The sequence below is a fragment of the Fulvivirga sediminis genome, from assembly GCF_016757215.1.
In the GTDB taxonomy this organism is placed as follows: domain Bacteria; phylum Bacteroidota; class Bacteroidia; order Cytophagales; family Cyclobacteriaceae; genus Fulvivirga; species Fulvivirga sediminis.
Genome location: NZ_JAESIY010000017.1, coordinates 40,854 through 66,554, shown reverse-complemented (window position 1 = coordinate 66,554; position 25,701 = coordinate 40,854). Strand labels below are relative to the sequence as shown.

The 25,701-nt window shown below is 37.2% G+C and carries 22 protein-coding genes; 1 reads left to right on the top strand and 21 read right to left on the bottom strand.

Translation table 11 applies throughout. The features are described from left to right. Nucleotides 1-41: 41 nt before the first annotated feature. The 21 genes from JL102_RS21845 to JL102_RS21745 all read right to left on the bottom strand — a co-directional run bounded on the left by JL102_RS21845 (nt 42) and on the right by JL102_RS21745 (nt 24,865). Nucleotides 42-737 carry an ABC transporter ATP-binding protein gene (locus JL102_RS21845; RefSeq protein WP_202246600.1) on the bottom strand — a complete coding sequence of 232 codons (696 nt, stop codon included), beginning with the start codon at nt 735-737 and terminating at the stop codon, nt 42-44. Nucleotides 738-996: 259 nt separating this feature from the next. Beyond that, the gene (locus tag JL102_RS21840; RefSeq protein WP_317191658.1) at nt 997-2,091 is read right to left on the bottom strand and encodes a DUF6688 domain-containing protein; all 1,095 of its coding nucleotides are present in this window, start codon (nt 2,089-2,091) and stop codon (nt 997-999) included. A gap of 119 nt (nt 2,092-2,210) precedes the next feature. Then, complete coding sequence (locus JL102_RS21835) at nt 2,211-3,551, bottom strand: ADP-ribosylglycohydrolase family protein (RefSeq protein WP_202246598.1); 1,341 nt, start codon at nt 3,549-3,551, stop codon at nt 2,211-2,213. Nucleotides 3,552-3,731: 180 nt separating this feature from the next. After that, a complete protein-coding gene (locus tag JL102_RS21830; RefSeq protein ID WP_202246597.1) occupies nt 3,732-4,340 on the bottom strand; it encodes a DUF3592 domain-containing protein in 609 nt (202 codons plus the stop codon). A 290-nt stretch (nt 4,341-4,630) separates the two neighbouring features. After that, complete coding sequence (locus JL102_RS21825; RefSeq protein WP_202246596.1) at nt 4,631-6,196, bottom strand: carboxylesterase/lipase family protein; 1,566 nt, start codon at nt 6,194-6,196, stop codon at nt 4,631-4,633. 225 nt (nt 6,197-6,421) lie between these two features. Further along, nucleotides 6,422-6,643, bottom strand: coding sequence for a hypothetical protein (locus JL102_RS21820; protein WP_202246595.1), 222 nt, complete (start codon nt 6,641-6,643; stop codon nt 6,422-6,424). A gap of 47 nt (nt 6,644-6,690) precedes the next feature. Beyond that, a complete protein-coding gene (locus JL102_RS21815; RefSeq protein WP_202246594.1) occupies nt 6,691-7,956 on the bottom strand; it encodes a TlpA disulfide reductase family protein in 1,266 nt (421 codons plus the stop codon). Nucleotides 7,957-8,374: 418 nt separating this feature from the next. Continuing rightward, complete coding sequence (locus tag JL102_RS21810; protein ID WP_202246593.1) at nt 8,375-8,998, bottom strand: hypothetical protein; 624 nt, start codon at nt 8,996-8,998, stop codon at nt 8,375-8,377. Nucleotides 8,999-9,141: 143 nt separating this feature from the next. Further along, a complete protein-coding gene (locus JL102_RS21805) occupies nt 9,142-9,333 on the bottom strand; it encodes a hypothetical protein (RefSeq protein ID WP_202246592.1) in 192 nt (63 codons plus the stop codon). Nucleotides 9,334-9,573: 240 nt separating this feature from the next. Further along, nucleotides 9,574-10,026, bottom strand: coding sequence for a GNAT family N-acetyltransferase (locus JL102_RS21800; protein WP_237390699.1), 453 nt, complete (start codon nt 10,024-10,026; stop codon nt 9,574-9,576). A gap of 57 nt (nt 10,027-10,083) precedes the next feature. Beyond that, complete coding sequence (locus JL102_RS21795; RefSeq protein ID WP_202246591.1) at nt 10,084-11,031, bottom strand: MBL fold metallo-hydrolase; 948 nt, start codon at nt 11,029-11,031, stop codon at nt 10,084-10,086. Nucleotides 11,032-11,309: 278 nt separating this feature from the next. Further along, nucleotides 11,310-12,203, bottom strand: a complete 894-nt coding sequence (locus JL102_RS21790) for a cyclase family protein (protein WP_202246590.1) — start codon at nt 12,201-12,203, stop codon at nt 11,310-11,312. Nucleotides 12,204-12,488: 285 nt separating this feature from the next. Then, a complete protein-coding gene (locus JL102_RS21785; RefSeq protein WP_202246589.1) occupies nt 12,489-15,806 on the bottom strand; it encodes a glycosyl hydrolase in 3,318 nt (1,105 codons plus the stop codon). A 705-nt stretch (nt 15,807-16,511) separates the two neighbouring features. Further along, nucleotides 16,512-17,426, bottom strand: a complete 915-nt coding sequence (locus JL102_RS21780) for a helix-turn-helix domain-containing protein (RefSeq protein WP_202246588.1) — start codon at nt 17,424-17,426, stop codon at nt 16,512-16,514. 16 nt (nt 17,427-17,442) lie between these two features. Next, complete coding sequence (locus JL102_RS21775) at nt 17,443-17,778, bottom strand: Atu4866 domain-containing protein (protein ID WP_202246587.1); 336 nt, start codon at nt 17,776-17,778, stop codon at nt 17,443-17,445. A 423-nt stretch (nt 17,779-18,201) separates the two neighbouring features. After that, nucleotides 18,202-18,405: a hypothetical protein gene (locus tag JL102_RS21770; protein WP_202246586.1), complete on the bottom strand. Its 204-nt coding sequence runs from the start codon at nt 18,403-18,405 to the stop codon at nt 18,202-18,204. A gap of 352 nt (nt 18,406-18,757) precedes the next feature. After that, nucleotides 18,758-19,597: an SDR family oxidoreductase gene (locus JL102_RS21765; protein WP_202246585.1), complete on the bottom strand. Its 840-nt coding sequence runs from the start codon at nt 19,595-19,597 to the stop codon at nt 18,758-18,760. Nucleotides 19,598-20,138: 541 nt separating this feature from the next. Further along, nucleotides 20,139-21,599: a DUF5018 domain-containing protein gene (locus JL102_RS21760; RefSeq protein ID WP_202246584.1), complete on the bottom strand. Its 1,461-nt coding sequence runs from the start codon at nt 21,597-21,599 to the stop codon at nt 20,139-20,141. A 786-nt stretch (nt 21,600-22,385) separates the two neighbouring features. Further along, complete coding sequence (locus tag JL102_RS21755) at nt 22,386-23,285, bottom strand: NmrA family NAD(P)-binding protein (RefSeq protein ID WP_202246583.1); 900 nt, start codon at nt 23,283-23,285, stop codon at nt 22,386-22,388. 18 nt (nt 23,286-23,303) lie between these two features. After that, entirely contained in the window at nt 23,304-24,230 is a 927-nt protein-coding gene (locus JL102_RS21750) for an alpha/beta fold hydrolase (RefSeq protein ID WP_202246582.1), read from the bottom strand. Nucleotides 24,231-24,301: 71 nt separating this feature from the next. After that, nucleotides 24,302-24,865 (bottom strand): Crp/Fnr family transcriptional regulator, encoded by a 564-nt coding sequence (locus JL102_RS21745; protein WP_202246581.1) that lies wholly within the window; start codon nt 24,863-24,865, stop codon nt 24,302-24,304. A 170-nt stretch (nt 24,866-25,035) separates the two neighbouring features. Between JL102_RS21745 and JL102_RS21740 the strand changes: the two genes are divergently transcribed. Continuing rightward, nucleotides 25,036-25,650 carry a TetR/AcrR family transcriptional regulator gene (locus JL102_RS21740; RefSeq protein WP_202246580.1) on the top strand — a complete coding sequence of 205 codons (615 nt, stop codon included), beginning with the start codon at nt 25,036-25,038 and terminating at the stop codon, nt 25,648-25,650. Nucleotides 25,651-25,701 lie beyond the last annotated feature (51 nt).

Sequence of the window (25,701 nt, the reverse complement as noted above, 5' to 3'; positions counted from 1 at the left end):
AGGCTCAGTGATGAAATCACCTTTTCACAATAACTGGTGTATCAGATAGTTTTGAGATATAAATCTTGCAACTCAATAGCTGTAAGGTCTAATGTTTTTCCTGAATGAATCAGCTCTCCTTCCTTCATAATACCTATCCTCGACCCTACATTCACCGCATTAAAAATATCATGAGTAGCCATAAAAATGGTTTTTCCTTCAGATACCAGCTCTTTGCAGATAGCTGTAAACTCAGCCGTAGCTTGTGGGTCCAGACCAGAAGTAGGCTCATCCATAAATATAACCTGAGCATTTTTAGAGAGGGCGATGGCCACCCCCACCTTTTGCCTCATACCTTTAGAATAGCTCGATAGTTTTTTGGTATGATGCTTCTCTTTAAGGCCAGCTTTAGAAAGCAATGACACTAACCATTTTTTGCTATGGTTATGCCCCGATAACCGACTAAAAAATTCTAAATTTTCAAGGCCATTTAAATTACCATATAGCTGTACCACTTCTGGGATATAAGCAATCATGCTATTGGTGGTGTTTTTATCCATATTCACCTCTACTCCATTGATCAGCGTCTTACCTCCCGAAGGCTTCAAAAGACCCAAAAAAAGGTTAATAGTAGTGGTTTTACCTGCTCCGTTTTGTCCCAGAAGGCAATAAGTTTCTCCGGCAGGAACATTTAAGTTTAATGATTTTAGAGCCTGATGCTCTCCATATTTCTTTGATAAATTGATTGCTTCCAGCATGAACAATAATTAAAAATTACAGAAACTATCTAGCCAATCAAGTATAACCCTCTAGATAGCAATTTTTATTTTAAAGCAATGTTAATTCAAGTAGACCTCAAACGCAACCCTATTGCATTTAAAATTAGAAGTGGCAAGATTATACCATGAACGGTAAATAGCCAATCATTTTTCATCCCACATTTTATAATGCTTCATCAAGAGCCTATCTTCAAAAGAGTGTTCGTACTCGCTATTAACCCATATCTGGAACAGTACACTAAAACTTCATTTTATATTGTTTCCGAATTAATTTTTCAGGTTTCTGAGAATTCAGATAGATATATATTAAGAACAACCACTCTAAAGGTTTCATGATCAGGTAGGTGCAATTAGATTTGAATTTTGTGTTGATGTCTTTTGATAAAGGATAACCATATTTATCATACTTACCTCTGATCACTTTATGAACTCTCGGGTATTTGGTCTGAATAAGGTCTTCAAAAGCATTAGCAATAAGCAGCTGCCGATTGACGATAATTTCAGTTCCATGTCTCATTCCTAGCCTAAGAGGCCTAACCACCTCAGGGCTACCACATGCCGCCACAGTACATAGGTAATGCCCAGTATGATCTAAGTAAGGCGGGTGCGTCTCTTGCGAAAAATTCCATGTAGCAGTTTCTGTAAAAACTTTGGTTAACGAATCATATTCTTGGCCCAGCAAGATGAGTAAAATGGTGACCATAAATAAAATGGGGAATAAAGCCAATAACGACCAAACAGGAAGCATTTTTGATCCTTTGAGTCGATTATTCAATTGATTCAGAAACCTGTTTTTAAAGCTTCTTTTATCAGCCTCGTGAGCTTCCTCCTTAATAACATGCAAGATTAAAATAAAAGAAATAAGCACATGTAATGCTGGAGCCATTGCCATAAAAAATCCGCTGATACCACTATTGCCTGCCAGGTCATTCTCGTGCCCAAACAGCTGCATTATCAGTAATAGGTTAATTATAATACCTATCATCAAAAATGCTAAATACACCACTAACAACAGAGGTGGTTGATTTTTGCCCTTTTTCCAAACCTTAACCAACGCGAAAAGACTTAGAAAATGAAACGTAAGAAATGAAAAGAGGTGATCTTTAGCTAAGGGAGTATAACCATTATCTATGGGGTCAATAGCTTCCCTATAATCATATGAATTAACTGAAAAACCCATTAGAAAAATAAGATACCCAAGGCCATAAGAAAAAATGAGTAGAGCGCTTAACAATCGCTTAAATCTGTTTGCCCCCCTAATGAGAGAATATATACCAAAAATTAAAAGACCACACACCAACCCTATAAAAATGAAGAAGAAACCTATTTCCATAATGCATTACTATTTCCTAATACTCTTTATAGCCAGGCTAGGGTCTGGCCAATATTTATTTTTTCAAAAACAGACTACTTCTCATAAATTAGGACTGAATTCTAAATCTAATATCACTCTCAAATTGGTGAGTGTAAGGGAATAATCCACGTATTTTTCTCACGATCTATGGATCCGCCCATTTCCTCTTTCACAACCAAGTCAATCACTTTTATTCCGGTTTGTGCCATATTCTCAAAAGTATCTATTCCATTATTAGGAAAATTTTGTCTGGTTCTGTGAATATTAAACCTATTGGAAAAAGACCTGTTAAAAGCTTTCTCTACCCCATCCTTACCAATCATAAAGCCAATTAATCCTCCCCAGGTTGCCGTAGGGTTGTCAGAATCCCAACCTGCGAGTGTACCGATTTTGATAGTCTCTTTAAGATCGCCTTCACCATAAAACAAGCTTATCAAGCTAGAGGCAAAATTGATTCCCGCAGCGAAACATCCATTACAATACAAATTCTTGGAGGTGATGTTATATCCCTCTTCCTGATTGACCTGATATTTGAAATAAATCGAATCCCTGGTTTGTTCCCAAGGAATGCCTGACTCGTATAACGCTCTTGTGTAATCAAACATTTTGGCTGGGTACGTGCTATCTGGCAATACTTTTCTAGCTTCCTTTGCCATAGCATGTATTCGGTCACTCAGCGTCTTTCCGGCATTTAAAGAAGCCAATGCATACATAGTGACATAAAACTTTGAAATATATTCAGCCTCTTTTCTGGCTGTAGTTTGAATAGGAAGATGGGCCAATTTAGAGGCCACATCTGGCCGAGCAGGTGCCAAGAGACCAAATATTTCCGTAGTAAGCTGCGCATCAATCATTTCATAATGCTCGTTATTCATAGGATTGCCCGTCTCGGGAGGTAAAACTCCTTCAGCCATAAGGTCAAAAGCTCTTTGGTTAGATACCCATAAGTAGTTTTCTTCCTCTTTTTTTATGTGCTTTTCCCAGCCATCTCGTATTTGCTCAGGAGTTAACCTACTGGTACTATTAACCAACATTAAATATTGGTACATATATTCAATATCTGTATCATCATCAGCTCCCCAAATTTCATCCTCATCCATGAAAACAAAATCAATAGTTTCGGATAAGTCACTGGGCACACCTTCTCCCCATATACTAGGCTGATCAGGCTTACCCCAATCTTCACGAGTATAAAAATCACCGGTTTTTATCTCTCCGATGTTTCCAATTTTGTCCATCTCCGTTACTAAGCCTGTCCAGTTAGCTATACATTGCCCTAGCCAAAAGCCATATAATTGATTAGCATAGGCTTCCCGAGAAAAAAGAAGATGATCTTTTTGCGCACTAGTAGAAACACCCTTATCTCCATTTTTATTAATCTGATTCTTACACGAGGATAGGATTATTAGGCAGCAAACTATTTTAACAAATATTTTCATGGGAAGTAATACAGACGTTCTCTGGGATGATGATACAATAAGGTCCACAAAAATAAACTTATCATGGTTTTATGGAAGAGCTTCACCCGTAAATATCAGAGTAATAAATAAATATCCTTTGAGATGCCTTATAATGAGCAGCCTCCAGCTTATAGTCGGTACTTCTCTGATATTATACTACTAGATTCCTTCGTCATCCTTTACCTCTACCACCTCAATCTTATCTGCTATGCTAATATCTAGTGGATTCGTGACCAGATATATAATGCCACAGGCCCATATTAAGACAAGTCCCCAAGTTAATCTGCCTATATTTACTTTATCTCCAGCTAAAATGAGTAAAGAAAAAAAACATATTATTGACCCTAGTAATAAATTAACAATTATCATAAAAACTATGGAATGATGTAGTCCTGCTATCAAATTGGCTTCTTGAGGATCACTAGGATTTATGTAAATTTTAACAATGTTATCTTTCTTTGAGAGATTAGCTATTCTTCCATTATCCTCAATATTACTACTGAAGCCATAGCCAACCGCCAATCTATCATTAGTAAATCTATTCCCTTTAACATGGTATTCATATTCACAGATAACTTTATCGGTTTCGCCTCCACTAGATGATTCTATTTTAGAAAATAGCATTTTAGCCTCCCCCCGAGTCCAACTATAAACCATTAAAGACTGAGTAGTTATGATAATAGTGTAAATCAGCATTGCACTAAAAATCAATAAAATCACTATACCGAATACACCTACACAGCCAAATTCTTTATACTTAACTTTCATACAGACTTAATTCTCAAAGTAATAATGGGATCATCTAACATAATACCACCATTATATAAGAAATACCGACGCAACATAACCCTTCATTTTACATTACAGAGACATTGGTGACTGAATAAAATAGCGACCTTTCAATTTTAGCGACACCTAAACTGATTAAATGATTGCTACAACTATGTTATATACAATGAAAACATATGTTAGGATTTTTGGCAAGGCATAAAGTTCAATCGAATTTCATGTACCAAGAACTATTATTCTCAGAAACAGGGGTGTTAATGCTAGCTAAACTAATCCATTGGTTCAATTAAATTCATCAATTCTCTGTCGTGGTTATGCACTATTCGGCAATCATTGTCAAAATACATAGTAGCGCCATTTTCAGCAGTATATTTTTCCCACTTCGGGAGCACTCCCTCCACATTAGGGTCACCAGACTTTACAAAGTTGATCCAAGCAGAACTCATTTTATCAGCCAGTTCCCACGCTTCTTCGGACTCACCGGTCCAGTCTGCCCTTAGGTCTACGGTATTAAATGCCAAAGGAATGTCTAAACCATGAAAAGATCCTTTTGAAGCACTATCTACCGGGCTTTTCCAGGCTAGCAAATAAGAATAAACGGGAGCGTCTGTTTCTGCGGCTCTGGCATCGGCAGTGCGAATCGTATAAGGTCTGAACACCTTATCAATAGAAAGCAGATCTTGAGGTGTATAATCAGGATAAGCTTTTTCGAAAAGTGAAATGTATTCACGGGTTTTGTCTCCATATTCTGATTTCAATCTTTCTTCAGCTTGTTCTAACGTTAGCTCTTTTTCTCCATAAACTACGGGCATTAATTCATTGAGCGTAGAGCCTATCATCAGTGGTATATCCTTTGAAATATCAGCGAAGCCAGGACTAAAAGGCTGCTGGAGCAGAACAATACTATCTACGGAAGGCGCAAAGCCAAACATCACCGGTGATCCCGGTTTTCTAGGGCCAGCCATCTGCTCCACGGCAGCATTACCTGTTTTTACAAGGTCTGGGTAAGGTATGCTATCCAATTTCTCTACTTCACTTGGTGTAAGCCCTAATTTTTCAAGAACCACAGCGGCCAGGGCTTGTGATTTTTCCTGGCTCATAGCATTAAGTAAAGTTCCACTTTGGATAATGGCTTTTTTAAACAAGCCTTTTGCGGCGGGCATACACATGAGCGTGCCTACCTTACCTCCACCGCCTGATTCCCCCACTATGGTTACATCGGAAGGATCTCCACCAAACTTATCGATATTATTTTGAACCCACTCCAAGGCTTTGACAATGTCTAGCATACCCACATTAGCAGATTTATCATATTTTTCTCCATATGCTGACAAGTCAAGAAAACCAAGAATATTCAGACGATGATTAACCGAAACCATAACAATATCGCCTTTTCTAGCCAAAGCTTCACCATAAGTCATAGGGTCGTTACTGGCTCCTACATGAAATCCCCCACCATGTAACCACACCATTACCGGACGTTTTTTATCATCATTTATTCCTCTGGTCCAAACATTTAAACTAAATAATTCTTTTTCACTTTGCACCGAATCAGGATACCAAGGCACTACCTGCCTGGCCACAGGACCAAAATCTGTGCATTCTAGCGTTCTGTCCCACCCTTCAGGATCGTGAGGAGGCATAAACCTTGCCGCAGTAGCGTACGGTATACCTTTAAAAGAATAGACGCTATCGTTTAAACTACCAGATACTTCCCCATGAGCAGTTTCCACAGACAGATCTAATTTCTGTTGTGTTTCTTGCTGTTTGCAACTGGTAAAACAGAACCCGGCTATGATTATAAAAAGGAAAGGCAATTGGATTAATGTTCTCATGGTATAAGTGTTAGGTTAAGGATATGTCAAATTAATATAAATAATTGATTTTATCATAAAATAAAATTATGATTGATATCATACCTTTTCCTATTCCAAAAAATCTTCTTCTTGAGTAGTGAGTGTGAGACTAGGGTAGTTCTTATGAGGACATAAGTAGGAGGTTTACTGGCTAGAGCGATTTCCAATAAGTGGCTAGGTAGGCGGACTTCAGTCAATAATCATTCAAATGATTTCTTTTATTTTAATGCTTGAATCATAATCATTTATTAATTCTTGCAATTCTTGATAAGTATTTAGCTCTTTACCTAGATCTTCAACAAACAGAGAGCCATGCTCAACTTTCTCCACTAGAGTTCTCAATTCCTTCTTACCAGAAGTATATAAACTAGCAATTTGAATTTTATCCAAAATTTCATGTAGGTCACTTAAGGTCATAGTTTCCATTATATTACACCTCTCCGAAATTATGTTAGAGTTACCATTACTTCGTCTTATTTATATATTTCTTTTAAGATATTATCAATCTCTTGTGCAGTGGGATGAATGGCCAGAATTTCTCCATTCTTATCTACTAGGTAGGTACATCCGGCAGCATTACCTATATTATATTTGTTCCAGATACCATTTTCATCATCCAACTCTATTAGATTTAACCACGGGTATTTGTCTTTTTCAATGGCAACTGTAAATTTTTCCGCATTGTTATATTCACGACCAACACCTACAATAAGAAATCCTTTGTCCTTATATTTCTCGTAAACGGGGATCATACTTAAGCTTAACCTTCTACACGGCGAACACCAAGAAGCCCACAGATCAATCACGGCTATTTTACCTTTAATGACTTCTGAAATTCTCACAGATTCCCCCTCTAATGTGTTGGCATTGAAATCAATATAACGGCCTCCAACCTCAATGGTATTAATGGCTTCAATTATTTCATAAATCTGATTGGTATAAGGGTGAGATGGATATTTATGAGCAAACATTGAATAGAGCTTTATCAAGATGCTCATATCAACCTTATTTTTTAAAGATTGCTTTCGCTGAAAAGTCTCTAATAATAAAGAATAAGAAAAAATGTCAGGATTAGATTCAATATATTCATTTTGCCAATCCAGTATTTCTTTATGAACTGAATCTATTCTCATTTTATAGCCTAGTGCTTCCTTAGAATAGCCTTCATTATTTTTCATTAAAGTTCTAAATTCAACGAAAAGTCTATTCTTGTCATCAGGATTTTCAGAATTTTCGGCAGCAGATAGTAACAATTTTGCTTTTTCATTCAACACCAGCCCTTCACCCTTAAGAGAGTCCATGGCCAACTCAATAGGCCGGATTTTTGGCTGAAAAGTATCTTTTCTCTGTTTCTCAAAATCCACCATTTTACTGGTAAGCTGACCTCCTGTCACTTCATTGTTCTCAAATTCATCAAAAGAATGTAAATCAAATTGAATAGTGCCATTTTCAGGAAAGAAATCAATTGGCCTAAAAGCACCTTCTAGAAGTTCATCCTCAAATATCAATTGATATTTTTCAATATTTTCAGCCTTTAGTTCATAATTAAATCGATTATCTACAATAGGTATTTTAACTCCATTATGCCGAGCATCTTCTTGCGCTTTCACCAAAATTAAACTCTCAGAATCTCTACCACTTATTTGTCCTGTGATCTTACAAGTAATATTCTGACTAAGTAAGTCTTCTGAAAATAGAATAGAAAATATTAAAATAACTAAGCCTTTAATTTGGAGCATATTAAAGATGAAATTTCACCAGATTCATTTTAAACTTAAAATTATTATATTTTAAGCTCAATTACAACAGGCTTTATGAAACGTACAGATGGTACGCTATGTGATTATAGTAAAATACCAGCAGGTATTAACTCCACCCGATGAGCATTAAAAAGATAATGAATACTGCAAAAGTTAGACATACAGAAAAAGGGTGATTCAGAGCTACTTACTTCCTGCTGGTGATTCCGGCCTTACCGTACTTATATTGAATAAAGAGTGGCATAGCATAGTACCTTATGTTGTGTTCGTAGCTTGAGACTAAGAATAACCATGGCTTCAACATCATCATATCTCAAATTAAACTATAGACAGTGCCATGAGTCATTCAGCACTGTCTTTTTGTTTAAAAATATAGGGGAAATTAGATATTAGCAATTTACTTTAGCTTAATAGTAAGCTTATTTAACTCTCCTTGATCGATTATTCCATTCAGGTTTTTATCTATTAAGAAAGCTATATAAAATTCAGATAAATCAGTTTCAGTCATTGAAACTTTCTTACCATCGTAATATAATGAGTTGATCTCAAATTCCAGCTTCACCAAGTCTCCTGAGTCGTCTAACAAATTAAGCCTTTTACTTTCTTCGTTCTCATAAAAGGTATAGTGGTGTCCTGTATTTGTCAAAATCAGAGATTCATATATTCCACTTCTAGCTGGAGCCATACCAGTGCCTGGTTCAAAACAAGATAACTCAGCCATTTCTAATCCTATTTTCACCTTATCAAATTCTGATTTATCCATAAAAGCCGCTATTTGTGCCGAATAGAATTTATTATTTTCAACGTCATATTTTTTGTTATAAAACCTCAATGAAAATTCTTTTTTATCTAATTCAGCGGTTTCAGAATATTTCTTAATTCGGTGTTCCTTATTATTTTGAAAAATGGACAGTTGAGTTGCCGAGCCTGTTTCATTTGTACTTCCTGTTTTGGAGGTTTTACAAGCCTGTGTGAAAAGTCCCACAAAAGCCAACATATAAATTAATCTTAAAAATTTCATTTTTATCATTATTGTTTATAAAATCAGAATATATAACATAACCTATATCTATATAATTACTATATTTAACCTAAGCCTATAATTTGCAGAATTATACCCCTCTAAGATGAATAACTTTTCATTCAGCCCGCTAATTTAAGAATTCAAGAAAGAATAAAGAACCCATGCACGTTTAGTACATCTGCTACTCCCCCACTTTCTATCTTAGCCTGTAATACAACAGGAGACCACCTCCAGTATTCGTTCCTATCTGTGTGACGCTCCATGAAATGCTTGGTAATGGTTATGGTTATTCTTATTCCATTCCAAAAGCTCACAAAAATTGAGGTGATCATGATAATTTGAAATAAAAATGGTATCACAAAGGTTAGTGTTAACTTTCTATTTTAAATTAGGGTATGGATTATCTAAAGTAGAGTTTCCCCAAATACTTTCGTCTGCCCTATTAAGAGCTCCTTCTAAATCAAAATCATGCCCCATCTTCAGAATCAAAGTCTTATCTGTTTCTTCTGTAGTCCTATTTGTCCCCCTCTTGACGAGTGGCTCCTCAGATCAGCATGAAATAACAAATAGCTCTACTTCTTCAATTGCATATGTAAAGTGGGATAAGGTTTTCCTGAGGAGTCTAATTCCGAACGGTCTATCATATAAAAGCCGTAATGTTTGTAAAATCCAACTGCTTGTTCATTCTGCTCATTTACGTCCACTTTAGTAACATTTAAATGGTCAATAGAATAGTCCAACAACAATTTACCAATTCCTTGACCTCTATATTCAGGATGAATAAATAGCATTTCTAAATTATCTTCAGCCACACCAAGAAATCCTATTATTCTTTTTTCATGGTTTCTTACGCACCTTAATTCAACGGCATCTAAATAGGTATTTAAAATTAGAGGTTTAAAATATTCAATATCTTCCTCTCTTAAAAAATGATGCGTAGCTCTAACCGAAGCCTCCCATACATTCACTACTTCGGGGTACTCAGCCTTTTTTATTGTATCTATTTCCGGGCTCATAGTAGTCATACACACCTTATTTTGCCAGTAATTAATATCTTTCTATTTAAAAAAATCAACGTTAGCTTAGGAAATGCCTTTTGCTAACTCAAACTGAGCTACTAACTCTTCAACTTCATTCTCATTATATTTACGAGAAAAGTGTACCGGAATAGCATGTTTAACGTCACATTCTTTCATTATTTTCCCTGACATGGAGGCATAACTATGATGATTCTTTTCAGCTAATTCCTTGTCTTCATCTTTGTAAAAACACTCAATATACACTTCATCACAACCCCTAAACTTATCCCTTATTTTTGAATGGTTTTCTGAACTAGCTGCATGATCCATGATGACGCCGACCTTTTTACCTGTCTCTACTTTTATCATAGGAAAAAGATCTTTGGCAACATACTCCTTGCCGTCAATTAAGATAGAAGCTGTCTCATCATTTTCATCGAAAGCTTTTTTCAAATCTGAGACCCATTTCCCACCTTTAAAATCTTCATGCAGTTCAATTTTAGTTTTATCGACAGCCTTAAATAAATAAGCTATTGAATCGGTTTTATGGTCTAGAATTTCAAACTCAACGTCAAAATCTTTCTCAATAAAAACTTGATTGGCATTAAAGTCTCCTATAAAATCTTGATTCCATAATGGAGGGTTTAGGTTTACTGCCCTGTAGCTCTTGTCTCCTTGGATTTCGCGAATTTCGTAGCTAATGGCCCCTTCTTCTATCAAGTTCCAGCAATAACTCTTTATTCTATTTTGAACCTGATTAGCTATTCCACTTGGCCCACAAATAATGACCTTTCTGCCAGTACCTATTTGATGTCTTAATAAAGCATCAAAGTTAAAAAAATGATCGATGTGGGTATGACTCAAAAAAACAGCCTTAGTATCCTGGCATTCTTTCACCGTAAGCGCCTTAGCTTCTCCACAATCACATAAATAGTTGAAAGAATGATTATCAACTTTTATTAATAGACAGATATCTTCTTTTCTTTCACTTTTTACTTCTACTGTAAACATTATTTATTAAAATTTCAGCCATAGGCAGCGTTGCCCCATAGCCACTACCCTGCTCATTCGGTTTGTAAATTTAATGATTCAAAGAGTAAGTTGAAAACTTGTGTATAATAGAGCCTCAGACACTACAGACCATTCGCATTTATTAACCTGAAGCCTTCGAAAATACGGTCTGCACTTGTTAAAAGGAAGTTAGCCATTCCTCCCTGTTGTCAGGAGCGTTCTTTAGGTGTTATTGGGCATTTTAAACGCTTTATGTTGCACCTGTTTACTCTATCCAATTACTTGTTTTTCAGTTTGGCAAATGCTCTTACCGGAAATGTACCTACACCTTTAAATTTGGGTGGAACAGCACTAAATGTAAACCCTTCTTCTGGCAGAAGGTATAGATTACAAAGATGCTCTACAATGAGAATTTCTGCGCCTAATAGCACGGTGTGAACTGGTCTGCTTTTCCCTTTGGTATCGTCAATGTTATATGAGTCAATTCCTACTAACTTCACGGCACAATCTCTTAAATATTCAGCAGCCTGCTCAGTCAAATAAGGATTGTTTTCATAGTAGTCCTCAGTATTCCAGTACTCGTCCCAACCTGTCTGAATCAGAACAGCTCTATTTCTTAATTCATAGTTCTTCAAATACTCAGCTGTAATCTCTTTCGTATGAGTATGTGGCACCCTGATTATTATTGCCTCCAAGTCAGCAAAACATTCTAAACTGACCTGCGAAAGATCTTTACCGTTTTCATATCGGTGAAAAGGACAGTCAATGTAAGTTCCGGTATTAGCCACCATTTCAATTTTACCAATCTGAAATTGCGTCCCTTCTTCATAAACTTGTTTTGAATCTTCTCTACTCAAATAATCACAAATGATTGGAGCAGGAAGCCCTTTGTAAGTAACCAAGCCATCTTCGATCGTATGGCTTAAATCGATCAACATATCAGATGGATTGCTTTGTCTGATTGATTTCTGTTCATGCTGTTCCTCCAAAATGACTTTATTGAATATTTTTGTTGGTCCCACCATCACTAGCCTAAGATCCTTCACTAGGTGATCAGCAAGTTCTTTGTCGGAAATGTCATTTCCATAAATATCAAGCTGGAAATCCTGGCCGTTGATACTTCCGCCATTGGTAAAGTGTAGTTCAAAATCAAATTTAACTCTCTTCTGCATTGTTTTATTGAGTGAGCACAAGCGTAATATAAGTAGTTGGATAATGAAATTAGAAGTTTAGGGCCAATTTAATTCCTATATGTTAGAGATTTGGTTATGTTCCATGACCTTTGCGCCTCTCAGGCAGAGAGACAGATATAACTTGCTAAGGAACATACAAAAAATGCTGATGAACCGATGTGCCACAAGTTACGCTTTGAAACCTATATCCGAGTTCATATAAGGAAAAACAAAAAAAGACAGGCACATAATGGCCTGCCTTTTTAGCTTAAAGCTTTGATCTAATTATTGCTTGATAAAGCTGTAATTCTCTTCTCGTCCTTGATGAGAGATTTTAATATAATATATACCCGCTTGTAGTGCAGAAATATTAATTTGATCCTTTGCCTGAAGGGCATCTTTTTTCATAACCATACGCCCAAAATTATTATAGATGCTTAGTTCTGCTCCGCTATAATCATCTGATAAATTGACATTTAACACGTCACTAGCAGGATTAGGATAGATCTTCATGCCATTGTCAGCATTTTCAAGCATGGCATTACCAGACTTAGCTGTAGTATTCGAGGAATTCTCCACAATGTCAAATTCTGTAAGACTCGACCATGTCCCTGTATATCCGGACGCTCCTGTGATGGTAATTCTAACATAGCGAGCTGATTTTTCAGAAAAATTATCAGAAATTGGCTGTGCGTTGCTAGTATTGTTACTACGATCTACCACATAGGAATTAGTGAAATACAGATTATCAGACAGCTCTACAGTGAACTGATAGGCTCTATCCTGGTAGGTGGAAACCCTCGTTCCGGTGATCCTTTTAATTTCGCCATAGTCAATGATAACGGTTTGCGGAAAGCCGAATGCAGACCATCTTGAATTATCGGCATCATTGCCATCAAGTATATTAGTAGCTGGGTTCCCCTCCTCTTCTTCAGAGGCAGATATAATCAGTGGATATGACGGGTTAGACTCACAGCTGGCAGGGTAACCGCCCGTGATCTCTATATAGTCTACATTGCCTAGCCCCTCATCGCTAGTAGCTTCTATTCTGATATCAGTTGTTCCTATCTGAACCGGAATATTAACAGAGGCCTCTAAATAATTGCCAAAGCCGCCGGTAGAAAGAAAGGGCAGGCTGGCCACCACGCTACCATTTACCAAAATATTTCCAGGACGATCAGTGGCTGAAGCATAGCGAATGGTAAGTGTTTCGGTACCATCGGCCATAAAATTGATTTTATAGTCGATACCGCTGCCTACTTCGTTGGTAGTGTTGGCCGCTCCTGATCCTGTGTAAGCGTAGTCTGTGTCGATAGTGCCATCTACACCGCAAAATCCTGCTTCATTTTCTTGGATGGTTTTGGTGACGGGAGAATTATAAAAATCATCTGAATAGGCCATGGTAGACACCTGGTTTTTGTAAGCCTCACCTGCAGGGTACAACTCCCCTGTGCCTGAATTAGTCATTCTTAAGGTTTCATTGCAGCCATCCCACACATAATATCTCTCCACAAAGGGAGCATCTTCCAGCATGGCAATGAATTCCTGAATCACCTCAGCGTTTTCATCCACACCAGGCTCGTTACCATTATAGGTCCAGTTGCAGCCATTGTTAAACTCGGTAATCCAAATGGGGCGACCAGTATTGTTATGAACAGCTAATAACTGATTATAAAGCTGCTGTGCTGTATGATTGGCCCTATAAAAATGCCATGCCACAAAGTCCACACGATAGCCTCGCGCATCTGCCTGATTCATAAATTCATAAGTCCAGGATAAACCACCATCAGTAGTGGCAGGTGCTCCCAATCTCAAACCTGATTCCATCATAGCCGGCCAGGCAGCAATGGCATCTGCCACAGTGCTAAAGCCATCATCCACCGAGTTATCAGGCTCATTATAGCCCAAGGCGTGCGTACATGAATATTTATCATGGAAGTTATCATAAGAATTCCAATTAGGATTATGCCTCATAGGCACATATTCCCTATCCAAAGTACCATAATCGGCATTATTGTAATCATAAAATGAACCACAATTGAATCGGTCAGCATCGGCTACACTACCTCTCCATCCTTTTTTGGTAGTCCATCTCCATTGCCTTACTACCACCATAGAAGTAGTATTTACCAGCCCTTCTGGCATTTCGTCTATAATCACATCTGTATCATCAGCTATGTACACTCTGCTACCTCCGGTACCATCGGCGTTAGCTGCAAATGTGGCCATATAGCCTCTTCTCAGTATAAAAGACTCAATATTATCATTCATAGCACCAAGCTCAGCCGTTTTATAATGCTGGTTGATGACCAAATCCATAGATGAACCTGTTTGACTTCCTTCTGCGTATACCGTTAATGCTGCATAGTCACTTGCGTGCGCCATTACCATGGCTCCTTCCAAGTAATTAGTTACCCTAATATTATCCCCCAAAACAGGAGCCTTACCCTCTATTGTCATATGAGCTAGTGGCCCATTAACCACTGCGGAAGGAACCATATTGGGGAAATACACCCAAGTATCGGTAGTTGCAAAATCAATAACACCACCTACAATGGGGGCTGATGATGAGGTCAGCGTAATCTGGCCTACACCAGTTAGTTTTACACTATCACTAAAGGTGGGCATAGTAGCACTGTAATTATCATAAACGGTAAGCGAAGCACTGTAAACATCTTGTTCCACTTTCAAAATAGCAACATTCATAGCGTCCTCAGCCTTTAGAATATCACCTGCTCCAGCTGATGCATTATTAAGAACTGCCTGCGCAGTATTCAACTCTGCTTGCAGTTCAGCATATACCGTTGACCCTGCTGGTACAGGCTCAGGCTTGACTATCATAGTATTGGCCTGATCTACCAGAGACTGTAATTCCACTTTGGTAACAGTAAGACTGTACAGCTTTACTTCATCGGTAAAAACCTTGGCGTTAGAGCCGGTTCCAGAATTTCCACCTCTTACTCCCACCTGAATATTACCAGCAGTTTGGCTGGTTAAACGAAACGAAATGGTGGTAGTGGTCCAGTTTCCTGAGGTGGAACTAGACGTAAAATCAGATAACGCACTGCTGCCATCATTGGCCACCCAGCCTGTTAAGTTAGCGGCAATGGTATTGGCTCCCACAAAAGTGCTTACCACCTTCATTTCATATAATCCGGCTGGCAAGGTAACGGCCTGGCTGTAGACAATATCACCTCCCCAACCAATAGTGGTTCCGAGCGCCCCCTGTCCTGAGCCACTGGCGCCATTAGCACCGGCGGCTGGCACCTGACTTCCATTCAACAGGCCTTGCCAGCCAAATTCAAAGGTACCTACGGCTCCCCAACTAGTGGCAGAGGCAAGATTCCACCCACTTACATTATTAGTTAATGGCGGTGCTGAAGAGGAAATGGAATTGGAATTTCCCGCTAGATAATTACAATTGATATCAAACCCTGGATTTGAGAGATAAGTATTAGTAATATCTGTTTGTGCATGCGACTCATATCCGACTATGGAAGCCGAAAATATTAAAAGGCTATAAAGCCATCGTTTATACCACCTGGTATAGTTTGTTGCCTTGCAGGCAGTTTGAGAGTAGTTTGAGTAGTTGCGTTTTATCATTTTTTAAAGGTTTAGGTAAATAATTGATTAATAATATATCATTCTTCTTTTATTCCTTTTGATGAAAATTTTCATGAGCATAACAGTAAAATTTTTGACTGATGAGCGTGATAATATTTTAGGATATTTAAAAATGATTTGTCACTCAGGGTACCAAGTCATCCGTTTTTAAATTCATTAGTATAACTTTTAAACAACCAACTATCCATAAAAAAATCTACAAACCAATAATAAAGTTCAACATCTCACCACGTAACACACCTTAATTTAATCATTCTCGCAAAAAATTAACGTATAATTCACGATTATTATCTCAATCGTTTCCTGCCACTAAATCTCAGGTGTTTTGAAAGTGTAATTATGAGGCGTGATTCGGGTGGAACAAAGGCATTATCTGTTGCCCCTCGTATTAAGGCGATTGCGGACTCCCGCAGGCCAATATCTTATATGGAGAAAGTTGTAGCCGTGATGGAACTCGTTGAAAACAGTGCGCTCAGACAATGACATATGGAAACCAACGGGGCCAGCTGAAAATTTGCTGGTAAAGTATTGGCTTACAAATCCTTTTATTATTAGCCTTATTTCCCTAGTTGTTCTTAGTCGGCGCCTACGAACTATAGAATGATCAATAGTGTCTCTGACACGGTATTAAGCAACAAATTTTTATAGTTTTAAGCAATCCTCCCATTGTTGGCTGTAGGATTTTCAATTATAAGATTTTCTAAATTCAATTGGTGATAGTTGAGTTTTGTTTTTGAATAATTTGCTGAAAGATGCGGGGTATTCAAAACCCAATTCAAAGGCAATTTCACTTACGCTTAAATTAGTTGTAGAGAGTTTTTCTTTGGCTTTTTCTATGAGTTTATTTTGAATATGCTGTTGTGTATTCTGTCCGCTAACTACTTTTAAAAGATTACTTAAGTAATTGGGAGAAAGATTTAAATCGGCCGCTATTTGGGTAACCGTTGGTATTCCTGAATATAGGCTATCTTGGTTACTGAAATAATAGTTTAATCGTTCTTCTAATTTTATTAAAATTTGGTGGTTATTAACTTTTCTAGTGATGAATTGTCGTTCGTAATAGCGTTGTGCAAAGTTTAGAAACAGTTCAATTTGTGATATAATGATGCTTTCGCTGAACTCATCTATATTGCTCTGATATTCTTGTTGAATATTTTTAAGTAATTGCTCTAAATTTTGCTCTTCCTTTTCCGAAAGAAACAGTGCTTCATTGACAGCATAACCGAAAAAATCATACTTTTTAATAACTTTTGCCAACTGAGTATTCCACAAAAAATCGGGGTGTATTAATAATAACCAGCCTGATGCTTTGGCTTGTATATTTTGATTAATTTCAATTTTTAGGACTTGATTGGGGGCAACAAAAGATAAAACGCCTTCATCAAAATCATATTTCTGCTGCCCGTAATTAAATTTTTGGTTAACATTTCGCTTTAAACCAATGGAGTAAAATTCCTGAATCCATTTAATTTCGTTTGTATCTGTAGGATAGCTGACTTTACTGTAATCTACCAAACTAATTAATGGATGTTCTGGTTTAGGCAGATTTCCATAATTGTGAAACTCACTTATTGATGTAAAGCGAAATGTATTCTTCATAATTAAATTTAGGTAATTATTTTTCTTTATATAAAATCATACCTGCATGGTACAATATTCCATCTATAAATTCTCCATCTGCAGCAAAACCTGTATCGTCTTTATAATCAATGTGATTTCCAGTCACCCAATAATCACCTTGGTAGGCACTTTCCCGGTTTCCCCTTGCTTCGTCATAACGGTTATTGGATAATAGTTCGTGGCGAATTTTTCCATCCTCGGTTACCCACATTCCAATATATTCTTTAGCGTCTTCTATAGTTGCCTTATGTTTCATTGATTCATTTTTTAAAATTTTAGAGGTTTTATGAGGAGAGAACTCTCTGCAATTAAATACAGACAGTCCTATCATAATTGTAAGAATGTTTACCCTTAAGGCTTCCAATTCTTTCTCAAACTATTTTCTATTAGCTAATAGAAACCTTTGGTAATTGGGAATACTCCATAATATCAAAAACCCTTTTTGTCATAGCTTCTCGTACAGCATTAACAGCTTCTGCGCCGTAATCAGAGTAGTCGATTGTGGGTCTTCATGGTCTTTTTCCCTTAGGTAGTTGAATAATTTCTAATATTTTCTCAGCTACCCCTTCTATAGGTGCATCATCTTGTCTGAAAAGGTTTCTCTAACCTTTTTCATAATTATCGAAATCATCTTTTAATTCAAGATAAGATTCATCACGACTTTTATCTTTTGGGAATTCTGCAGTTGCAAAGTGAGATGTACCTTCCATAAAAACACCAAGCATTAGGATACTAGTTTCTATGCCGAATTTGTTTATTTCATAAGCCGTGTTTTCTGAACTTCTTTATCCAGATTATTCGCATAATCACGTAAAGTGTTAGATTTTGCAATATTTGTTGATTCTGGGTCACGAATTCCTGCCCAAACATTAAAGCCATTTTTAACAAGAAATTTAGCTGTTGCTAATCCCATTCCTGAACCAGCTACTGTTATTAATACTGTTTTGCTATTATCCACTTCTCTTTAATTATTTTGCTATACTCTGATATTTATAGCTTTTTTTCTTCTTAATTTTCATTATTTGGCTTACCTATTTTTTATTTTGAGAATGCTTAATTATCTAAAAACGAAGTGCCTTTACAATAGATTTGCCAATGTAAATTCATGAATAAGAGGTTACTAAAACTATTACGATCCACTCCACACCTTTTTGGTAATGAATCAAAAAAACTACGTTCTGAGTTTGCATATTGGTAAAGCTTTGCTGTATCAGTACTTTATACCTTATTGCTGTGTTTTTCTTACAGAACAGGCAGAAATTAAGCACTCAATGAGCAGAGTAGTGGAATGGGGCATAATTTTTTCATTACTAAAATCCTGTTGAAGTACCTAAAGGTTGATTTTCTTTTAGGGCTTCTTGAATGACGTTTAATTTTAAATTGGCATATTGATAAGCATCTTCTCCCATGAAGAAATGAACTGGCGGTTGCTTTTGCTCGCTTAACTTAATTAATACGTCTGCACCTTTTTCTGGGTCGTTAGGCTGATTACCGTTAATGTCATTTAAATGGGCATTTTCCATTTCACGAGCAGATTGATAATCATCAATAGGTTTGGCAGGCGTTTGTATAGAACCTGAAGATAAAAAGTTGGTTCTAAAATAGCCAGGATACACCAAAGTAGTGTGTACTCCAAAAGGTTTCATTTCTTCAGCCAATGCTTCTGTAAAACCTGCAACGGCAAATTTTGTAGAACAATAAATACCAAAGCCCGCAAAATTGCCAACAAAACCGCCAATGGATGAAATGTTAAAAATATGACCAGACTTCTGATTGCGTAGAATTGGTGCAGCATTTCTAATAACGTTTAAAGACCCAAATACATTGACTTTAAAGTTGGTCTCAACTTCTTTTTCAGATAGCTCTTCTAAAGTTCCTATTTGGCTGTAACCGGCGTTATTTACTACAACGTCTATGCTGCCAAAATAATTTACTACTTCATTTATAGCTTTTTTAACATTGGCGTTGTCATTCAAATTCATTTCAAGTGGTAAAAAACTTTCGGTTGCTTCGCCAATTTCTTTTATTAATGATTGCTTACTTCTTGATGTTGCCGCTACAAGGTAACCTTCAGTAAGTAGTTTTTTAGTTAATATTAATCCTAAGCCTTTTGAGGCTCCAGTAATAAACCATACTTTCTTTGTACTCATAATTTTTGATTTTAATGATTGTACAAAGTTGGTTGGATTGTAATGATTTTACTTTTCCAAATCTAAGTAAGACAAGTTTAAATCTACTTTAATGAATTTGAGGTTATATTATCGCTAATGGCAGGCTGTCTCAAAGCTCATTTTGAACCCTAGTTGTTCGTATTTTCTGGCTACGAACTATGTAATGATCACGAGTGTCTCTGATACGGCAAATTAGCGTCTAACCTCAAAACAATCTAATACCCTTTCTCCAACCGATTTATAGTTGGCAAACCAGCCTTTTAAGTCTTGTAGAGCTTGCTCCCAATTATCTACCACCAGCACTCTGTCATAGACCAATTTATCATTTATCAGAAGGTTTTCAAGGAGGCCAATAAGCTTTTCTCATCTTAGGAAGAACGCGTATTGCTGTTGCTACACGCGCTGGTGGCAACTAGAGTTTGGTAAGAAAAAAGCTCTGACCGCAGAAGGAAGTAAAACGATCTACAAGAAGAGCTTTTTTAATAGTCACGCTAAGAGATTATTGAAGATTATATAACCATCAAGGTTCACACTGGGCCTTATCATCTTTCATGATATTGGTACCATACTTTGAATGCATATCACATACCTCTTTAGGAATGGTGCTCAGATCGTTATGATCCAGATATAAAAATTTTAAATTAGTGAGATTACCCAATTCAGACGGAAGAGCCCGAAGTTTATTTGCACTAACATCCAATTTCTTCAGAGACTCTAAATCTCCAATTTCTTTTGGCAGGCTTATTAGTTTATTATACCATAAATGTAGTTCTTTTAGTTTTTTTAGTTCATCGATTTCTGAAGGTAGACTGCTAATATCGTTATTGTTAAGCGTCAGCTTTGTAAGCTCGGAAAGCTGGCCAATTCCTGATAAATCATGCATGTATATACCCCCACTTATTTCGAGTTCGGATACCCTACCATCTTTCAAGACTACCCCCTTCCAATCGCTCATATCTTTGGCATTTAAATCCCATTCAAGGTAAACAGGAGGATTGTCGTCCTCATTATTTCTATACAATTGCTCTAATACAGCTCGATCTCCTTCTACTACCCTTTCCACAGATATATTAGCAACATAAGTACGCTTACTACCATCTTCGGCGGTAACTTCATAAGATACGATATCACTGAAATCTGTGGCCACTCCGCTTGCGGGCATAACAGTGGCTCTATTATCAATTTCTATGGTCGGTATTAGGCTGGTGAGATCAGTGCCTGCAGGAAGTTGGAGGCTGATGTTATCACCTGAAATTGCAGCGGTATAGCTTACCCCATCAATATTGGTAAACTTAAAACTGGAAATAAGGTTAATACTACTTTTTTCTCTGGTAGCATGTACAGTATACACTGTTTTAGTCACCTTGTCTTCAGCAATAACCTCGTAGGTGACATCTGTGGTAAAATCTTGAGGCTGTTCAATATCTGGCGATATGGTAGCACCAGGTGACAAGTATACATATGGAACTAATCTGGTGATGTCCACCTCACTGCCAAAATCAAAATTGATAGTAGTACCATTCATTGTACCTATTACATCCGTCTTTAAATTAGCTGTTGCATTCTGACTAGCGAAAAACTTATAGGAATAAATTTTAGCTTCGTCATTAGGTATGGTTGAAATTTTGACGATATAATCTACACTCTCCTCAACAAAATCTTGATGAACACTGTATACTACCGGGCTTTTAAAATTCCTAGGTCCGGGACTTGGGAAAAGAATAGCTCCTTCAGACACAGTGATATCAGGCACTAATCCAGATAAATCTGTATTGGGAGGTAGAGTGGCCGTTATTTCCTTTTTCTCCTGATCTATCTGCGCTACTACATCTTCAGTAAGCTCATCGTTATCTTTAGCTAAAAATTTGAAGGAAGTAATCGTTAATACTACCTCTTTTTCTGCAGGGGTGTGATCGTCTTTTTCACAATTTAAAAACAACAAGAAAATAATACCGAGCGAAAAAATTCTTCTAATACTCATGATTTTTTTTAATTAATGTACTGTTCATTCCTTTCGAGTAACTAGAAATATTTATACAAGTCTCTTTGATTACCTCCTTTGGAACTGATCTATACTCTTAAGATTCTATACTCTTAAGATAAAGAAAATAGATACTGAGCTCTTTATAATTTTAGGACAGAAATACACAATACGAGAAGCCAACTTATTTAACGCATCAAATATATTAATAAAAATTAATATTTAATATAAATATATTTTTATGTTTTTAATTACAAATTATACTAAAAAATTAATAAACAAAAAGAGGCTTCTATATTATTGAATTCCAAGTTATTAAATTACCTATCCAAGTATTAGATATGAGACTAATGAAGGCTTTTATCCCAGCTATGTCATGAATGCATTGCGGCCCCCTCTTCTCAGGCATTTGTAATACCAAGCTAATATGCTCATACCATTGGCAGAGCATTTTGTGAGACTTTTAAAGTTTAAAAACGATAAGTAGTCTGCTTGTATTAAGAGATGTGGTAATCAAAGCACCATGCCCAGCATGGCGGCAACGGGGGCGCTGAGTAAACTTTTTAGGCGAAAACACAAGTCTCCCCAGGCAGTTTAGAAATGCATTCTGTCAGCCATGAAAAAACAGAATTGGTTATTGAGAAATGAATCGTAGAAATGACAATGAGAGTGGTATATAGCTAGGCTTTATTAATCGGCTTTACCAGTAGTAGCAATAATACATCACCTCACAAAATCACACCCCCATTGTCAAACCAGTATCAATTACTAGATTTTATTTAGCTCTTACCTATTCACAAAAGACTTTAAATACGCTAATCCAGTAGTCCATGTTAAGTTTTCATAACGGCCATTAGCAAGCTGATGATGATGTGTTGAAAACATAGAGTACATATACTGGCTTTGTTGCCACTTCGCGTACAATTCGTTTTCCCCGGCCGGGTTATCAGCTCTTTGTTTTTTGATAAACGCTGCGAAATCCTCCATACTTGATAGACGTCTAAGACTGAACTCCTCTCCTGTTATTTCCTTTACATCCGACCACAGCATGTTAGGACTGATCTGAAAACTTGCGATCTGTAAATTTCTCGGAGCATCATTGTCCAGTGCCACTTCGGCAGTGAAGGCAGCCGTATCGTCCATAGTGGTGAAGTCCAGTTTCCAGTCGGCTTTCTCTCCCCAGTAGCTAATGCTCCTGTCCTTTAAGTTTAAGGCCGGAGTACTGTATTTGAGAATGTCTGCAAAAGCACCATTGAATACCGAAGATGCTTTGATGGAAGTGCTGTCCAGATAGGCTTTAAAGTCTCTTCTTAGATCAAAATTTCTATTTTCACCGGGCACTAAATCATTATAATCCGTACTAAAATCGGAAGGAATAAATCTCGGAACCTTGGCCTGTATGGCACTGTCCAAAAGCCTTTTCTGTAAGTCTACAATCACATCAGCCAGGCCCGCTACTGCAGAAACCACGACCTCTTTTCCTTGGCATGCTTTCGTTAATTCCTCGGAGCTGCTCATATCCACCTCTATAATTTCCACTCCCATTTTTTTAAGAGCTTCTATTTTGAGTGGATCAGTCGATGTGCGCACGATGGCACTTACGGCAGCCTCTCTTTTTACCAGCTCCCGACAAATTCTATTACCTAAATTACCTGCAGCACCTGCTACTAAAATTGATTTTTTCATTCTTGCGTTTATAATTCGTTAATTTTTCTTTTCTATTAAGAAGTTTACCACAGCATCAATTACCGGCTCCGGCTGTTCCTCGTACATGTAATGTCCGCTATCCATCATGCCTATCACATCTAAGTTTTTGGCTACATAGGGCAAGCCCATCTTCATATAGTTGTAGCTTACATAACTGCCGATACCTAATACGGGCATATCCAGTTGCTGATAGGTTTTTGAATCTTCTATGTCCTGTGCAAAAGCTTGGTACCAGGAATTAGAAGCTCGGATACTGGTAGATTCGTTATAGGCGGAAGCATAGACTTCTCTATCAAATTCACTCATTTTACTATCATCGATCATCACGTACTTAAAAAGGTAGTCCAGAAGCAAGTGATAACGTCCTTCTAATAACTTTTCAGGTAGATTTTTCACCTGGTTAAACCCCATCCACCACGCGTAAGGCATCTGGCTATCCATTTTTTCGGTAAACGTGCCTGGGGCTGGTATGAGCGGCATTTGCAGCATGCCTTCACTAGGGTGTGCTCCGTCTAAAACGATCAGCTTTTCAATGAATTCAGGATAGTTGAAAGCGAAACTCATGGCTACCATGCCGCCAATATCATGGCCCATCATATGCGCTTTTTTCAGACCGAGTTGTTTGATCAATGCTAAAACATCAGTGGCCATGGTTTTCTTATCATAGCCAGAGTCAGGTTTCTCTGAGCTTCCCATGCCTCTGATGTCGACCACTATCACTTGAAATGATTTGGCCAGCTCCTGAGCAATCGGATGGTAGGAGTACCATGTTTGTGGCCATCCTGGTAAGCAGATTAGTGGTTCTCCTGAACCTCCTACTACATAGTGAAGCTCTACACCATTCACTGTAGCATATTTGTTAACAAAGCCAGGCCATTTCTTAATAAGCTCCTCATCGGAATATGTATTCGTAGTTTTCATCATTTGTAATTTTAATTTTCACAAATGTAGAGCGGAAAAGGCCTGTAAAAACTACCAAATGGTAGGTAATGAAATCACTTGATTTCTTTTCGTATCCTACTCAGGGCATTAGGAGTAATACCGAGAATGGAAGCTAACTGCTTCACTGGTATTTTTTGAACAAAATCAGAGTTTTGGAGTAATTTCAGATAGATCTGTTTGGCGGATAAGGTTTGATAATTCAGGTTTTGGTCTACCTGCCTGATACACATCTCTTCCCAGATTTTCCTACCAAACTCTTGCCATACCGGAAGCTGCTTATAAAGCTCATCCATTTCAGCCTTGCTGATCACCAGTAGCTCTGTAGTTTCTATAGCCTCAATGTTAAAGCGAGTAGGTATTTGTGCATGCAGGCTCGAAATTTCAGTGAAAAAATCATTGGCAAAAAATACCCAGGAGGTATGTTGTTCGTCAAATTCTCCATAATAGAGTCGTAGACCTCCAGATTTTATATAGAAATACTGATTAGCAATTTGTCCCTTCCTCAATAAAAGAGCTCCTTTACGAATCGCTTTCTGCTTAAACCTTGAGAGTATTGTAGAGAGATCGGTTTCACTAATGTAAACCCTACTTTTTATGAAATCTTTAAAATCATCCATTCCAATTCATCAAGCTGAGGTCTGTTCAAAATCTTACATGCTAAATTACATTTAAGTATGCTAGACAACCATATGAATAGATAAATTTATCTAAGCTTATTAAAAAGTTAAGGTTAGTTGTGAAAAGTAAACGACAACTCATAAATTCGCAGTGACTAGCAGTCATTTTAATGAAAGAACAAAAAAATCAAAGCAAGGCCACTTTAAGAAACCAGCAAATAGTCAGTGCGGCAGATCTGATATTGCGAGAAAACGGCGTGAAAAATTTCACGATCGATAAGGTGGTAGATTATCTGGGAATAGCTAAAGGAACTTTCTACAAATACTTTGTAAGCAAAGATGATATTTTAGCCGAAGTCAGTGTCAAAGCGTTGAGTTTGTTGCTTAATTATTTTAAGCTAAGTCAGAGACCTGGCGAGATCAGCATCGAAAACACCAAAGCATTTATACTAGCCAGTTATGCTTTTTCTCAAGATCATCCTGAATATTTCGACTTAATCATCTACTTGGAACGGCCGGAATTCAGAAGTGAGGTGGACGGCTATAAAAAGATAAGTGATAAAATCAATCAGTTTGTTATTGATCATTTAGATAGCCAAAAGAAGAACGGAGTGATTAGAAAAGATATTGATTCAGTCTATGGCACCTACGTAATATGGGGTAGTTGCATGGGAGTTATGCAGTTTATAGAAGCTAAAAAGGTTTTTCTAGAGAATTCCAACGAACTGGATCAAAATAAGATGATGCAATTATACGTGGACATGATGACAAAGGGAATGGTCTAAAAAAAAATTAAACAAAAATGACTGTTAGTCAGTTATGTATGTTGTTTAGTA